Here is a 13,855-nt window from a genome sequence, read left to right as displayed (position 1 = left end):
GCAAGGATAGTCAGCACGGCCGGGATTGCGCCCGCGGCGACCTGGATGCCGAACAGGGCGTCCACGGACTGGACCGCTCCGGACTTGTAGCCGCCCAGCGCCAGGGCGTATGCCGCCAGGGCGCCGCCCACAGCCTGGCCGCACTTGCGGGTGAAGGAGAACAGCGCGTAGGTGATTCCCTGAGTGCGGACACCGCACCGCCGAAAACAGTGACCAGCGAGGAGTAGATGCAGACGCTCTTCTTGCCGACGTTACGGACCAGCTTGGGCATAAAGGTGGACAGGAAGAAGGTGAGCGCGAGCTGGATGATGAACAGCACCGGGTAAAGGTCCAGGCGGCCCAGGGCGTCGCGCAGGTAATACAGCTGCACGGAGGTCAGGGAGAGGAAGAAGAAGGAGCTCAGGCACAGCATCAGGAGGGGCTTGTTGCCTTTGAGCGTGTCCACGCTCTGCTTGAACGTCACCTTGGGGACGGCGCGGTGCACGCGTTCCTTGGCGGTCAATGCAGTAAAGAAGTACAACGCCGCTCCGAAGACCGCGAAGACCAGGGTGATGGTGGCGAACGTCGACTGAAGGTCGGCGCCGGGTTTGATCAGCGGGGCGACGAAGATACCCAGGGAAGAACTCACCAGCAGGGCGCCGATCATGCGGGCCGAGCCCAGTTTTGCGCGCTCTCCCGGGTCCTGCGTCATGGCGCCGGCCAGTGAGCCGTACGGAATGTTCACGAGGCTGTAGGCCAGGCCGAGGGCTGCGTAGGTGACATAGGCGTACAGCAGTGTGCCGGATTCGCCCAGCTGCGGAATGGAGAAGGTTGCCATGCTCAGCAGGAGCAGCGGACGGGAGCCGAACATGATGAAGGGACGGAACTTACCGAAGCGCTTGCTGTAGGTCCGGTCTACGAGCCGGCCGGCGAAGACGTCGGCGAAGGCGTCGAAGAGCCTGACTACCAGCAACAGGGTTCCAGCGGCTGCGGCAGAGATACCGGCAACGTCCGTGTAGTACACAAGCAGGAACATGGTGGCGGTGGTGAACGCGAGGTTGTTGGCTGCATCGCCGGCGCCATAGCCGATGATGCTGAGCTTGTTTAGCTTTTTCATGAGTTGTGGGCTCCCTTACCCTTACCGCCGCGTGTTTCTTGTTGTCTGTAACCCTAGTCACGTGGCAATAAAATGGCAAGCGGTTGCCACAAATCTCTGTTGAAGCTTCACAAAACCTTGGCCGAGCTGTACGCCGAGCTTGGCCGCTGGAGCGGCATCGTCGAACTCACCGATGGACCAACGAAGACGAAGCAGCCACTCACTTACTGATCCAGCGCGGCGTCGCCTTCCGGGAACCGAAGTTCTTCGACGCGTCACGCGACGCCGGCCCCGTAGTCCGGGCAGGGGCAGCGGTTGCGGCCTTGGAGCCCGGGCCGTGGTGTTCTGCACGATCATCTCCGTTGCCGACCTGCTAGGCGCGATCGGATTTTCCTCGTTCGGGGTGCTCATGTTCTACCTGGTCGCCACCCTCCCGCCGCTATCCGTGATGCTCGGCGTCCTCATGTTCGTAGCAGGGATGATCCTGCGTCTGGTCAGGCCGCGGAGGAAACCCTGACCCGGACGGGGCCGGATATAGCCGTCCTAACGGCAATGCCGTTCGGTTAGGGGCCGGGGTCGGGTGTCAAGATCCTCGTGCTGAGTGTCGCGGGGTACGTGCGGCTGTCGATATCCCGTTCCTTGGCCCCATACTTGGAAATCGCGCGTTTGACCACCCGAGGCCGGGTGCGGATGCGGCGGGCCGGCATCAGTTCGGCCAGCACCGCGGCCCCGATGCGTCCGCCCAGGTCGATCACGACTTCGGCCAGGATCCCGCGGGCCTGGACGACCTGGTCGCGGGCGGCGCGCCCAGACTTCCTAGATGACCGCGCCCGGGTGCCGACCGCGCAGAACCCGGCCGCCCAAGATGCGTGATTTCAGCTCGCAGTACGCTGTTTCGATCTCCCAGCGCTCATGGTAGAGGCTCATCAGTCCCAATGCTGGAGCCTGGCGGGGATCCAGCAGCGTGGTGACCAGCCGGTATTCGGCGGTCAGGGTCTTGGCCTCGGTCGTGCTGGTCAGGACCGCGTCGATGACCCTGATCGGTAGCCCTGCGGCGTTGGAGAGATACGAACCATCGGGAAGCAGCCGCAGGACCGGCAGTTGCATGGATTTGGCCCCGGTCTTGGCACGGAAAAGGAAGTCCGCACCGGTTTCGGTCACCTCGCGGCAGAAGGCGTAGGTGGCGAAGTTTTTGATCCCCGAGCAGCACCATGCCCGATTGCATGGCCGAGATCACCTGGCGGGCGTAGGTCAGCTCTCCCACGGCATCGGTACCGAAGGCGGCCTCGATGACCGAACGGGTTCCGGCGGTGAGGATCGCGACCAACCTGATCATCGGGTACCCGGCTTCGCCTTTGGGGCCACTGCGGGGTTTGGTATAACGTGACCGGTTGGCCTCGGTATCGGCCACCGCCAGCTGGGTGCCATCGATCGCCACGACCAACCGGCCCGCAAACCGGGTCGTGTGCTGGGCACCGGTCACCGCCGGTCCTTTTACCAGGGAGAACAACTCGCGCACCGGGGCCGTTCCCACGCGGTGCATCGCTTCGCTCAGCGCCGAGGCCGACGGGCTCTGCACCGGGGCCGGCAGCCTCGTCCCCAACCGTGCGGGCAGTCGCCGGACCCTGCGTTCCTTGCCGCCAGCGGCCTCAAGCGCGGCATCGACCATATCGAACGGAACGACACGGGTCAGCTCTCCCAAAGGCCCCGGCGCGAAGACCCCCGGAGCATGATTAATGGCAGAATCGAACATCGTGGCTCCCGTATGGGTAGATCAGTCTTGGAGGACCGAACTACTCAAGCAGGAGCCACGCCTTCTTAACCCGGTGACACGCCGATCTCACACAGCCTTGACACCAGACCCAGGCCGCTAACCGAACGGCATTGGTCCTAACGGGGCAAAAAATAGTTGGCGTACTCCCAGCGCCAGACTTCATGTGGGTGGGCGCCGGCCAGGGATCCTTCACAGCCTGGCACGCCCACGGAGGGATTTGAATTGATGTGGACACCGAATGTTGGTGCGGCGGCAGCGTCAGCCGATGATGGGTCGTTCCTCGGGCAGCTGGTAAAGCCTGGGCCGGGACGAGAGGGCGAGGGCGGAAGCGACGGTGATGGTCCCGATGCGGCCGGTGAACATGAGGGCCATCAGCACCCATCGAGCGCCAGGCGGAAGGTTGTAGGTGATGCCGGTGCTCAGTCCTACGGTAGCGAAGGCTGAGATGGATTCGAACAGAACTTTTTCCAGGCTGTAGTCGGTGAGCATGAGGAGAAGCAGGGTGCCGGTGATGACTGCTGCGACGCCGAGCAGAGCGACGGTCAGGGCCTGGCGCTGTGAGGAGGAGCTGATGGAGCGGTGCCCGATGGTGACTTGGCCGCGGCCGCGGATTTCGTTCCAGATCGCGAAGGCCAGGACCAGAAATGTGGTGATCTTGATGCCGCCGGCGGTGCCGGCGCTGCCGCCGCCGATGAACATCAGGACGTTGGTGACCATTAAGGTTTCCGGTGACGCGGCGCCGTAGTCGATGCTATTGAACCCTGCAGTGCGTGGGAAGACGCCGCCGGCCAGAGACGCGACGAGTTTCCCACCCAGGCTCAGCGGGCCGAGGGTTTCGGGGCGGTTCCACTCAAACGCGGCGAACAGCGAGATACCTGCGGTGAGCAGGAGGAGGGTGCCGTAGATGGTCAGGCGGAGGTGGATGCTCCAGTTTTTGATTCTGGTGTCGCGGTTGAAGAGCTGGATGATCACGGGGAATCCGAGGCCTCCGGCGATCACTGCACCGCAGATCGGGATGATGATCCATGGGTCTTCGGCGAAGCTGATGAGGTTGTCACTGTAGAGCCCGAAGCCGGCGTTGTTGAACGCGGAGACGGCGTGGAAGGTCCCGTGCCAGAGGGCCGTCGCGGGGTTGTCGTCGTAGGCGACCCAGAAGCGGGCGGCCAGGAGCAGCGCGGTGGCTGTTTCGAAGGCTGCCATGATTCTCGCTACGCGGAACAGCACTGACCTGACGTCGCCGAAGTTCAGTGTGTGGGTTTCGGACTGTGCCACGAGCTGGCCGCGCAGGCCGATGCTCTTGCGCACGAGCAGGGCCAACAAGGTCGCCAGGGTCATGATGCCGAATCCTCCGACCTGGATGAGTCCGAGGATCACTGCCTGGCCGAACGGGGTCCAGAACGTGGCGGTGTCCACGGTGACCAGGCCGGTGACGCAGACAGCCGAGACGGCGGTGAAGAACGCGGTGATCACGATGTCGCCGTCGGTGCCGGTGCGTGAGACCGCGAGCATCAGCAGCCCGGCGCCGAAGATGATGACGGCCAGGAACGCCAGCGGTACTGACCGGACGGGGTGCAGTAGCCCGTCCCGGATCCGGCTCCCGCCTTCTTTGGCATTCTTCAGCAAATTCCGGTGAACTAACCGGCGCTCGGTCATGCCGCACCGCCTTCCAGAGGCTGGGGTTCTGCTTCTGCTTCGGCTGCGACGTTGCGGATGCCGCGGGGGCGGCCGGCTTTGGACCAGGCCCGGTAGAGGATGGCAGCGATGGCCAGGGCGGCAGCGAGGCTGACGACGGGAAGGCCGCGGGACAGGTTGGCGATGAGGGTGAACGCGACGACGGTAGCGCCTGCGAGGTTCATGATGAGGTAGCCGCGGCGGCGGTCCTGGTGGGAGAACACGGCCATGGAGATCAGGCCGGCTAGGAAGCTGAGGAAGACTGAGACGGCGTAGAACAGGACGAGTTCCTGGTCGTTCCCGCCAGCTGCGGCCGTGATGGCTCCGGCGAGGAGGATGAACAGGGCGACACCCCAGTAGGGGGTGTGGTGGATGTTGGTGTGGCCCAGGCGCGGGGAGAGTATGCCGATGGTTTCACCGTGAGGGCTGGTGCGCCGGGCGAGGGCCTTGAGCAGGCCCGGGCCTGCCTGGAAGGATGAGCTTGCCGCGGCGAGGAGCAGCAGAGCGGTGACGAGCTGGAACGCCGCGAAAACCGGTTCCGGGGCGGCCAGCCGTGCCAGCTCGGCGATCTGCGTGCTGTCTTCCGGAGGGATGCCCACCTGCAGGTGGGCTGCTTCTGCGGCCAGGCCGAGCGTGATGGTTCCGACGATGGCGAGGGTGAGGGTGAGGGTGACCCGGCCGAACCGGCTCCGCCCTGCGTTGTCCAGCTGCCCCAGCTGCGCGATCGCGGAGGACGGGGCCTCAACCCCTGTGGCTAGGGCCATGGCGACAGGAAAGGCCAGGACCACGGCGAGCACCGGCGGGTGCCCGGGAACGGCGGTGATAGTCCCGACCGGCTGCGGGGTAGCTCCCAGTCCGTAGAGCAGGACGATGGCGGCGACGAGGATGAACGCCACCGTCATTGCGGCGAACACCAGCCGTCCCAGGTGCCCGAACCACGTGATGGCACCGACGAGGACGACCAGGCCCAGGGCAAGCACCAGCCGCCATGGCGCCAGGGCAGGGAAGTAAGCGATGGCCGCCGACGCTCCGGCCGAGACGCTGATGGCGATGGTGAGGACGAAGTCAACCACCAGTGCCCCGATGGGAATGAAGGACCACCGGTCCCCGAACGCTTCGCCGGTGGCCGCGGCGGCACCCCCTCCCTGCGGGTAGCGGATGATCAGCTGCCGGTAGTTCAGGATCACGAGGGCGATGATCCCGACGACGAGGACCATCGTGGGCACCAGCAGCGCCAGGTCGCCGTCCAGCGCCCGGAGGGCCGCCTCGATAGCGTAGGCCACGGATGAGACCGGGTCGGCCATCACCGCAAACGAGAACGCCAGCAACAGGGCGGTCCGGGACCGAAGGGCCCCGGCGAGGCCGTGACGCGGGGAGGTCCTGTCAGTTGACGGCATCAGATAATCCTTTCCATCCGCTGTCTATTGTCTGCCTTTTCGGGGCATGTCACCGTTGCCCCGGCACGGAGCGCACCCGGAACTATAACACCGGATATCCGTCATACATGGGCTTGGAGGCTGGCCATAAAGACTTCTTGACGCCCCCGAGTGCTTGCCCCCACGTCATGGGGATGTCCGTTCCCTGCGCACACGTCGGAACCCGGTCCGGCCCTTCCTCGCGGGGTTTGGCGCTTGTATGCTGTGGACCGGAGAGCCGGGAAGCCAAGTCGGCCCCCGGGTGGAAACTGCGGAACGCCGTTGGCGACCGCTTCGGGCGTTCACATGACGACCTTAGGAACGGGCAGACCATGAACGCACCATCGCATCCGGTGATTGAAACGACCCGGCTGGTGAAGGATTTCGGCAGGACCCGGGCACTGGACGGCCTGGAGCCGCCGGTGAAGTCCACCGATTCCTCGGCCCCAACGGTGGAGGCAAATCCACCACCCCCATGGTGCTGCTGGGGCTCATCCGCCCCCACCTCCGGATCGGCCCGTGTCTTCGGCCTTGACCCCTGGGCCGACCCGGTTAAAGCACACCGGGACATTGCTTACGTTCCCGGGGATGTCAGTCTGTGAACGTACCTTCCGGCGGGAAGGTCATCGATCTGCTCACCGGCCTGCTCGGCGGCGCGGACGAGCATTAGCCGTGTGGATGCCCAAGGTCAACCGTCAGAGTGCGATCCGAGTGGGACCAATCATGACCGTCCCGCCGGGGCCAAAAAGACTTGACACAGCCAGGTCGGAGTAGTTCGTCTCGCTCATGGTCACCTGATACCGGGGTGACGGGATAGCTTCGCCGTAGTCTTGGACAGTGAGCGAGACTCGTGTGATCCAAACACGCCTGGGTCCGGTGGAAGTCATGTACGCGCCCGGGTACAAGCCTGCTGTGCTGTTCTTCCCGGGCGGACATTGCTCTGCGTCCAGCGATTGCGGTTGGAGCCTCTACACATCTGCAGGGCACGGGGTGCTGGCGTTCTCACGCCCTGGCTACGGGAACACGGACGTGGGACGCCTCAATGCGGCCGAGTTTATCCCGGCCGTGGCTGAGTGCTGCCAGGCTCTGGGTATTGACGGGACGGCCGGGGCGGTTGGGGTCTCCTTCGGTGGCATGCAGGCCATTCACGCGGCGTGGTCTCTGCCGGCATTGGTGCCTCGACTGGTTCTGCACAGCTGCGCCCCTTCGACGCTGGCGTATCCAGATACCCGCATCGAATCGGTGTTTGGCCCGCTGGTTTTCTCCCCGTCCCTGGAGATCCTCATCTGGGCGGCGGTGGCGCGTTTGGTCGGTTCCGATGCCGGGCTGCGCCAGCTGGTAGGTGCATTGTCGACGCGGCCGGTCAATGAGTGGTGGCATACGTGGTCCGCGGAGGACAAACGGCGGGCACGGGGGCTGTTCCAGACGATGCGTTCCGGCAGCGGGTTCGTCAACGATCTGCAGCAAGCCCGGCGGGATCGTTCTTCATACCGCCGGTTAGTTCAAACCCGAACGGCCTGTCCGACATTGGTGACCGGATCACGCCATGACGCGGGCGTCGCTTTCGCCCACGCAGCGGACTACGCGCGTACGATCCCCGGGGCCGTGCTCGTCGAACTGGACGCGCCCAGTCACCTGTTCTGGCTGGGACCAACGCACGCAGAAGCCCAAGCAGCCGTCAGTGCCTTTTTGGACTCTTAGTCCTACTGTCTCAGAAGTGGGCGCACATGGTGTCGGCCAGAATCGCGAAGATGGCCGGCAGGACCTGGACGAGACGGGGAAAGATGCCCGTACCGGTGATTCGGTCAGCGGACACGGTTGGACCCCAAGAGGGATGCGGCTTCAGGGTCGTCAAAGCGGCCCTGCAGGTGGTCGACCAGGTCCAGTGCGCCGGCGGTGCAAGGCCCTGTGCCGGCACTCGCACGCTGAGGGTCATGGAGTACGCGGTCCTGCCTGTAATTGGTGGTGCCCTGTGTGAAGGGTGCTCAATGCCCCACGTGTCACTTCTGCCCTGACACGCAGGGCCACGGCCGGGTGTTGGATTTGGTTCAGACTGCACCGCTTGCCGTGTCACGTCTCTGGTGCCAGACAAAGACAAGCCGCAGTGCTGAGACGGACGTTAGGGATACTCCTATGAGCAGTAAGGTGGCCAAGTCGTGGAGGATGAGTTGGATCACCAGGACGAGCAGGGCGCCGAGACAGGCCAGAAACCCGGCGCTGCTGACGAGCCGGGACCAGAAGCCCGGCAGGACCCGGGCCGCGAGCAGGTTCGTGGCTCCGAAAACGGTCAGGAACACTGCCGATCCAAAGGTCAGGAGCGCAGTAATGTCCGGCAGCATGGCGAAGGCGGCGCCGAACACGGCCAGGAACACGAGCGGGGTGACGGGCAGCCCGGCCCGGGTCTTTGTGAACACGGACGGCAGCTCCTTCGCCAGGGCGATCTCGTGCATCTGGCGGGCCGTCGAGAACAAGGTTGCGTTGATGGCGGAACTCGCGGCCAGGAGCGCGCCGAGGCTTGCGATCCAGTATCCCGCCGCACCCAGGGCCGCCTGCCCGGCCGCTGCGAATGCCACTTCTTTTTGGGCAACGATGACGCTGTCGCTGACCAGCATTTGAGAGCCGATCGTCACGATGACGTAGACCAGGGTTACGATCGCCACTGAGAGGTAGAGGGCCCGCGGCAGCGTCCAGCGCGGCCTCGCGAGGTCATCGTAGTCGTAGGAGAGCAGCTCGAACCCTTCGTAGGCGACGAAGATGGATGCTGATGCCACTATGACACCGGCCAGGCCCATGTCATCTAACGGGGTAAGCCTTTCCGGGGAGAAGTGCGCGAACCCGAGGGCGGAGATCAGGGCAAGAACGGCGACCTTGATCAGGACCACGAGGTCCTCCGAGAGCGCCGAAGCGCCGACCCCGCGCAGGTTGATCCCCAGAAACACGATCAAGATCAGGACCGCGAAACCGTTCGCGAACTCCGCCGGCAGACCAAACGCATGTGCGGCGTAGTGTCCGAAGGTGTAGCCATACACCGCTAAAGCGATCAGATACCCGAACATGAGCAGCCAGGAGATGTAGGAGCCGCTACGTGGGTATCCGGCATTGTGCAGGTAGAGGAAGAGGCCGCCGGAACGTCCGGCCCGGGCCGAGAGTGCCGCGAAGGAATGCGCGGTCACCATGGCAATGGCGCCTCCGATGATGAAGCTCCCGACGGCGAGGTGTCCGGCCAGGGCGACAGTCACACCCAGGACGCTGAAGATGCCCCCGCCGATCATGCCTCCGACGGCCATCGCCACCGCATCACGCAAGCGGAGCTTACCCAGTCCCTTGTCGCGGTGCGCGGCCGTCCGGGGATGGAACGCCGCCTTCGGTGTCGGAGGTCCCGAATTCATGTCGTGAGCCCAATCTCTATGCCAGTGACGACCGGATGTAGTGCCTGCGCCGACCGTAGCACTGACTCTTAGCGGCCGGGGGTGGCGAGGGCTAGGATGCTCATTGAGGCCCAGTGAAAGGAAGACAAATGACCACTGACAGCGCATTCACGATTGTGGTGGGATTTGACGGTTCCGAGCATTCTCAGGAAGCACTGAGCTGGGCCATAGATGAGGCCAGACAGCGCAGCGGGCAGCTCCGACTGATCACAGCCTGGAGCAGGGCACCGATGGCCTGGTATCCGGCCGTGCTGGAAACGGCGGCGGGTGAAATCGCCGCTGAAGAGTCCCCGGAGCAGATCGCACGGACACTTCAGGCTGAGGCGCTGAAGTCCGCTGCAGATGAGGGCGTGACCGCCACCGGGCAGCTCGTTCACAGTGATTCACCGGCTTCAGCAATACTCGACGCTGCCCAAGACGCCGATCTCGTCGTCGTCGGCTCCCGCGGGCACGGCGGATTCCCCGCTCTGCACCTGGGCTCGGTCACGACCCAGGTCATCAACCACGCACCATGCCCCGTGCTGGTCGTCCGGCCTAAGGCCGCTTGAGGCGTCAACTGCCGACAAACTACCGCGGCGTCGGGGGAGGGCGGCTGTCGAATTGTCTGGCGACGATGACGTCAGTTGAGGAATGGGCCAGAATGGACAGCACAATGACCAGCGCCACGAGATGAAAAAGCTCGTCGGAGCGTTCCACGCCTGATTCGAGCACGAGAAGCCCGTAGACGACGGAGGCGAACCCTTTCGGCCCGAACCACATAGCCGCGAGTTGTTCCTTGGCGGGCAGCCGGGTGCCGAGAAACGAAACCAGCAGAGCCAACGGGCGGGCCACGACGATGGCCAGGACTGCAAAGACCCATCCCGTCCAGGCAATCTCTCCGAACAAGAAGGTCGGTGTGATCAACGCACCAAACACCAGGATGGCCGCCAGCTTCAGCAGCTCGGAAACCAGTTCCCCGAACTGTTCGAATTCCTCCCGGAAGCCCGGGCCCGCGGTAGCGACCGTAATACCGGCCGAGAACCCTGCGAGGAAGAGGTTGGCCCCGGTCACCAGGCAGATGGCAAGTACGAGCATGCCAATGGATACCGCGACCAGCGGTTGCAGGCCTTTCGTTGCCATCAAAAAGGGAAGTCGCTCGAGCCATGACGATCAGTGGGACCAGGACACCGACAATCAGGCCCAAAGCGATTTCTTCAGTCAGAACCCCAGCGCCGACATCCGTTCCGCCGCCGAGGGCCAACAGCACGAGAACCACGGGAAGGGCCAGCCCGTCATTGAGCCCGGACTCGACGTTGAGTAGGTGGCGCAGGCGCCCGGGAACTTCCTTACGGCCCACAATGGCGGCCGCGAAAACCGGGTCAGTCGGTGCCAGCACCGCACCAAGCAAAAAGCACTGAAGCCAGGGAAGCCCAACAAGGTAATGGGCTAGCAGAGCGGTGATAAGAAGTGTCAGCGGCAGGCCCAGCAGCAGCGCCCGGCCGGGCAAACGCCACGCGCTGCGAAGATCGGACAGTCCCACTTTCATGCCGTCCGTATACAGGACCGAGAACAGAGCCAGCTGGGCCAGCACCCCCACGACAGGGCTACCGGGCGTTATGGGGACAACTCCGACTACACCCTGGCCCAGGACAAAGCCGCCGAGAAGAAACAGCACCGCGGTGGAAAGAACCGTCCGGCTGGCACGTTCGGAAATGAGGACACCCAACAGAAGCAACACCGCAAAAGCGAGAGTGAGCATCGGTATCATCCGTATTCCCCCATTTGCTTGCGTGACTCAGAATTCAGAAGCGGAACTACTTTGACGCCATAGTTGGATGCAGGACAGGCCCGCCCGGCCATTGTGCTTCAGAAACCCCGAGCCAGCACCCATCTGAGACGTTTCACGGTGAGACATCTTTACAAGATACGGGACGGCCTGGTCCGCCATCGATCACTTCGATCCTCCCGGGCATGACGTCCGTGTCTTAAAAAACTGTACGTTTCCGAGACACCATAAGGGGACGATCCACCCTAAGTAATGAAGGGCACCCACGACAGCACGAGCTGCTGAGAGGATTCGTCGTCCTCCGCCGCGACACCGTTGCCGCACTAGGGTGACGGCCACTAGTGCCTAGACCTTGTGCGAGTCCAGCACGCCGTGATCGGTCGCTGATGCGGTCGGATCGAATCGTTTCGGGCGCCTGCGGTGTCCGATAGTGTGTGACTGAGCAGACGGAGTCCAAAATGACCGAGACACCACGAGATCCAGCGAGTATCGGGGCACGATTCCCCAGTTTCCGCACTGAACTTGATTCCCAGCATTATCACGCTGTCGGGAAAGATTGGGCGGGCAGTGTGCCACCGCAGTTCGGGGTCGCACCGCGCGTTCGGGTCGGCCGCTCGAGGTGGTTCAACCTGCTCTGGTTGATCCCGATCGGGCTGGGCTTGTTCATCATCGCGATCGCCATCGCAAAAGGGCTCAGGGAAACGACCGGCGTGCGGGCATTTATTCGAGAGTACCCGGGCCTTTCCGAGCTACCGGCAGGAAGTCCGATCGGGTTCCCGGTATGGCTGCAATGGCAGCACTTCCTGAACCTTTTTTTCATGCTGTTCATCATCAGGTCTGGGATTACGATCCTCGCTGACCATCCCCGCCTCTATTGGACGCGGAATTCCACCCCGGGCCAGGACTGGTTCCGAATTCAGAAACCCGTCCCCACTGCCGCGCTTTACACCGCCAAAGAGGACTCCATTACTCTCCCGAACGGGGTTGGCCTCCCCGGCCGCCGGCACTCGATCGGGCTCGCCCGCTGGTGGCACCTCGGCGTCGACACGTTGTGGCTTGTCAACGGGATCGTGTTCTACATCCTTATCTTCACTACCGGTCAGTGGTTGCGTCTCGTCCCGCTGCACTGGAATGTCATCCCGAACGCGATCTCCGTCGCCATCCAGTATCTTTCCTTGGACTGGCCTTTAGAGTCCGGGTGGACGAACTATAACGGGCTGCAGCTCCTGGCGTATTTCGCCACAGTGTTCATCGCGGCGCCGTTGGCACTCGTGACAGGTCTTGGAATGTCTCCGGCCCTCTCCACCCGGTTCAGCAAGATCAGTTCAGTGTTGAGTGTTCAGTTAGCCCGGTCGGTGCATTTCGTCGTTCTTGGTTGGTTCGTGCTGTTCATCATTGTGCACGTCACCCTCGTCCTGACCACCGGGGCTCTGCAGAACCTGAACCACATGTTCGCCGGCCGGAACGACCAGTCCTGGTGGGGGTTCGCGATCTTCACCGGCGCGTTGCTGGTTCTGATCGCGGCGTGGGTGGCGGCGACACCGTTCACTTACCGGCATCCCCGCGTCGTGCAACGTGTCGGCTACGCGCTGATCGGTCCCGCGCAACGCCTCTTCGAGCACATTGATGCGAAACCGGGCCAATACACCGAGAAGGACATCTCCCCGTATTTCTGGCACAACGGTAAATACCCGGAAGGCGCCGCCTACCTTGCCCTGCAAGCGGACGACTTCCTGGACTACACCCTCCGCGTCAACGGGCTCGTCAAGAACCCCGTCGAGCTGACCCTTGCGCAGCTGCGAGCGTTGCCGGATCACGAGCAGATCACCCAGCATTTCTGCATCCAGGGCTGGTCCGGGGTCGCGAAATGGGGCGGGGTGTCGATGCAGACCCTGATGGATGTGGTGCAGCCGGCACCGGAAGCGAAATGGGTGATCTTTTACTCCCACGCCCTTGGCCCCGATGGCGGCCTATATTACGACGCGCAACCTATCGAGCAGATGTCCCACCACTTGACGATGCTCGCCTACGACATGAACGACGACGCCCTCGACTTCGGACATGGAGCCCCGTTGCGGCTCCGCAACGAAGTCGAACTCGGTTTCAAAATGGTGAAGTGGCTGAAAGGGGTCGAGTTCGTGGAACACTTCTCCGACGTCGGCGGGGGCCTTGGCGGGTACAACAACGACCACGAGTTCTTCGGATATAGCCAATCCATCTGACCAGGTGGTGGCGGGACATAGCGTGCCGGGTTCCGCCCGCTGTGCTCTCTTTCGTGATGGCCACCGACATCATTTCCACCGCACTGAACCTCCCTGGCTGGGCTGCCCTGTCCGCAGTCTTCCTGGTCATCGCCGTTGGCGGGCTTGTGATTCCGACGGTCTGAGTCACGAGAATCGTCCTGTTCAGAGAGGACGTTGCAGCGGGCGTCAAAGATCCGGGGAGGCCGTTCGGGTTTTTCACGGTCGTCGCTGGGCTCGATGTCGGCGCCGTCCGCTTGGCTGCCGGCGGTTAGCCGTGGCCCGCTGCCGTGTCGCCTCGTAGTCAGAACTCTTCTTAAAGGCGTTGCTCGGTGTGACGGTGCTGTCGTCGAACTTGGCTACCCGCCGAAGCGTTGGAGCCTCGATTTTGTGTTCTCGGACGTTACCGTTTCGGCGGCCTCAGCGCCTACGGAAGGCTTTGGCGCGGGAATGGATGCGGCGGAGGCCGCCGTCGCAGCTGGTGCAG

At 63.5% G+C, this 13,855-nt stretch carries 11 protein-coding genes and 4 pseudogenes; 6 read left to right on the top strand and 9 right to left on the bottom strand.

Going from position 1 to position 13,855, the window contains the following annotated elements; translation table 11 throughout:
- Window positions 1–26 precede the first annotated feature (26 nt).
- Window positions 27–1,015: pseudogene (locus ACQCSV_RS03480) on the bottom strand (glycoside-pentoside-hexuronide (GPH):cation symporter); the annotation flags it as partial.
- Window positions 1,016–1,412: 397 nt separating this feature from the next.
- Here ACQCSV_RS03480 and ACQCSV_RS03475 point away from each other — a divergent pair.
- Window positions 1,413–1,592, top strand: coding sequence for a hypothetical protein (locus tag ACQCSV_RS03475; RefSeq protein WP_354155322.1), 180 nt, complete (start codon window positions 1,413–1,415; stop codon window positions 1,590–1,592).
- 46 nt (window positions 1,593–1,638) lie between these two features.
- On the opposite strand, the gene ACQCSV_RS03470 is transcribed toward ACQCSV_RS03475, so the two are convergent.
- The 5 genes and pseudogenes from ACQCSV_RS03470 to ACQCSV_RS03450 form a co-directional block, all read right to left on the bottom strand.
- The gene (locus ACQCSV_RS03470; protein WP_354224749.1) at window positions 1,639–1,830 is read right to left on the bottom strand and encodes a hypothetical protein; all 192 of its coding nucleotides are present in this window, start codon (window positions 1,828–1,830) and stop codon (window positions 1,639–1,641) included.
- Window positions 1,831–1,891: 61 nt separating this feature from the next.
- Window positions 1,892–2,272, bottom strand: a complete 381-nt coding sequence (locus tag ACQCSV_RS03465; protein WP_354155432.1) for a transposase — start codon at window positions 2,270–2,272, stop codon at window positions 1,892–1,894.
- A gap of 415 nt (window positions 2,273–2,687) precedes the next feature.
- Window positions 2,688–2,828: pseudogene (locus ACQCSV_RS03460) on the bottom strand (transposase domain-containing protein); the annotation flags it as partial.
- 279 nt (window positions 2,829–3,107) lie between these two features.
- Window positions 3,108–4,502 (bottom strand): potassium transporter TrkG, encoded by a 1,395-nt coding sequence (locus ACQCSV_RS03455; RefSeq protein ID WP_354155323.1) that lies wholly within the window; start codon window positions 4,500–4,502, stop codon window positions 3,108–3,110.
- Window positions 4,499–5,917, bottom strand: coding sequence for a hypothetical protein (locus ACQCSV_RS03450; protein ID WP_354155324.1), 1,419 nt, complete (start codon window positions 5,915–5,917; stop codon window positions 4,499–4,501). The genes ACQCSV_RS03455 and ACQCSV_RS03450 overlap by 4 nt, the downstream gene beginning before the upstream one ends.
- Window positions 5,918–6,267: 350 nt before the next feature.
- Here ACQCSV_RS03450 and ACQCSV_RS03445 point away from each other — a divergent pair.
- Together ACQCSV_RS03445 and ACQCSV_RS03440 are read left to right on the top strand one after the other, a co-directional pair.
- Window positions 6,268–6,596: pseudogene (locus ACQCSV_RS03445) on the top strand (ATP-binding cassette domain-containing protein); the annotation flags it as partial.
- Window positions 6,597–6,820: 224 nt separating this feature from the next.
- Entirely contained in the window at window positions 6,821–7,636 is an 816-nt protein-coding gene (locus tag ACQCSV_RS03440; protein ID WP_426939516.1) for an alpha/beta fold hydrolase, read from the top strand.
- 347 nt (window positions 7,637–7,983) lie between these two features.
- On the opposite strand, the gene ACQCSV_RS03435 is transcribed toward ACQCSV_RS03440, so the two are convergent.
- Window positions 7,984–9,324 carry an APC family permease gene (locus ACQCSV_RS03435; protein ID WP_354155326.1) on the bottom strand — a complete coding sequence of 447 codons (1,341 nt, stop codon included), beginning with the start codon at window positions 9,322–9,324 and terminating at the stop codon, window positions 7,984–7,986.
- Between the two features lie 128 nt (window positions 9,325–9,452).
- Here ACQCSV_RS03435 and ACQCSV_RS03430 point away from each other — a divergent pair, with 128 nt between their 5' ends.
- A complete protein-coding gene (locus ACQCSV_RS03430) occupies window positions 9,453–9,911 on the top strand; it encodes a universal stress protein (protein ID WP_354155327.1) in 459 nt (152 codons plus the stop codon).
- A gap of 19 nt (window positions 9,912–9,930) precedes the next feature.
- Here the strand turns inward: ACQCSV_RS03430 and ACQCSV_RS03425 are convergent, their stop codons facing one another.
- Window positions 9,931–10,437 (bottom strand): cation:proton antiporter, encoded by a 507-nt coding sequence (locus ACQCSV_RS03425; RefSeq protein WP_354155328.1) that lies wholly within the window; start codon window positions 10,435–10,437, stop codon window positions 9,931–9,933.
- Window positions 10,438–10,441: 4 nt separating this feature from the next.
- Here ACQCSV_RS03425 and ACQCSV_RS03420 point away from each other — a divergent pair, with 4 nt between their 5' ends.
- A complete protein-coding gene (locus ACQCSV_RS03420; RefSeq protein ID WP_354155329.1) occupies window positions 10,442–10,663 on the top strand; it encodes a hypothetical protein in 222 nt (73 codons plus the stop codon).
- Here ACQCSV_RS03420 and ACQCSV_RS03415 read toward each other — a convergent pair.
- Window positions 10,568–11,101 (bottom strand): annotated as a pseudogene (locus ACQCSV_RS03415) (cation:proton antiporter); the annotation flags it as partial. The gene ACQCSV_RS03420 and the pseudogene ACQCSV_RS03415 sit on opposite strands and share 96 nt — an antisense overlap.
- A gap of 485 nt (window positions 11,102–11,586) precedes the next feature.
- Between ACQCSV_RS03415 and ACQCSV_RS03410 the strand changes: the two are divergent.
- Window positions 11,587–13,350, top strand: a complete 1,764-nt coding sequence (locus ACQCSV_RS03410) for a molybdopterin-dependent oxidoreductase (protein ID WP_354155330.1) — start codon at window positions 11,587–11,589, stop codon at window positions 13,348–13,350.
- Window positions 13,351–13,855 lie beyond the last annotated feature (505 nt).

It is taken from the genome of Pseudarthrobacter sp. S3 (assembly GCF_050156905.1).
Taxonomy (GTDB): Bacteria; Actinomycetota; Actinomycetes; order Actinomycetales; family Micrococcaceae; genus Arthrobacter.
The sequence above is the reverse complement of the archived record's forward strand: the minus strand, read 5'-3'. Positions and strand labels throughout refer to the sequence as shown.

What these genes read in the sequence shown, in the direction of transcription:
- ACQCSV_RS03435 (WP_354155326.1), bottom strand. Translation starts at nt 9,324, where the DNA reads ATGAATTCGGGACCTCCGACACCGAAGGCGGCGTTCCATCCCCGGACG.
- ACQCSV_RS03410 (WP_354155330.1), top strand. Translation starts at nt 11,587, where the DNA reads ATGACCGAGACACCACGAGATCCAGCGAGTATCGGGGCACGATTCCCC.
- ACQCSV_RS03420 (WP_354155329.1), top strand. Translation starts at nt 10,442, where the DNA reads ATGGATACCGCGACCAGCGGTTGCAGGCCTTTCGTTGCCATCAAAAAG.
- ACQCSV_RS03425 (WP_354155328.1), bottom strand. Translation starts at nt 10,437, where the DNA reads ATGCTCGTACTTGCCATCTGCCTGGTGACCGGGGCCAACCTCTTCCTC.
- ACQCSV_RS03455 (WP_354155323.1), bottom strand. Translation starts at nt 4,502, where the DNA reads ATGACCGAGCGCCGGTTAGTTCACCGGAATTTGCTGAAGAATGCCAAA.
- ACQCSV_RS03430 (WP_354155327.1), top strand. Translation starts at nt 9,453, where the DNA reads ATGACCACTGACAGCGCATTCACGATTGTGGTGGGATTTGACGGTTCC.
- ACQCSV_RS03440 (WP_426939516.1), top strand. Translation starts at nt 6,821, where the DNA reads ATGTACGCGCCCGGGTACAAGCCTGCTGTGCTGTTCTTCCCGGGCGGA.
- ACQCSV_RS03450 (WP_354155324.1), bottom strand. Translation starts at nt 5,917, where the DNA reads ATGCCGTCAACTGACAGGACCTCCCCGCGTCACGGCCTCGCCGGGGCC.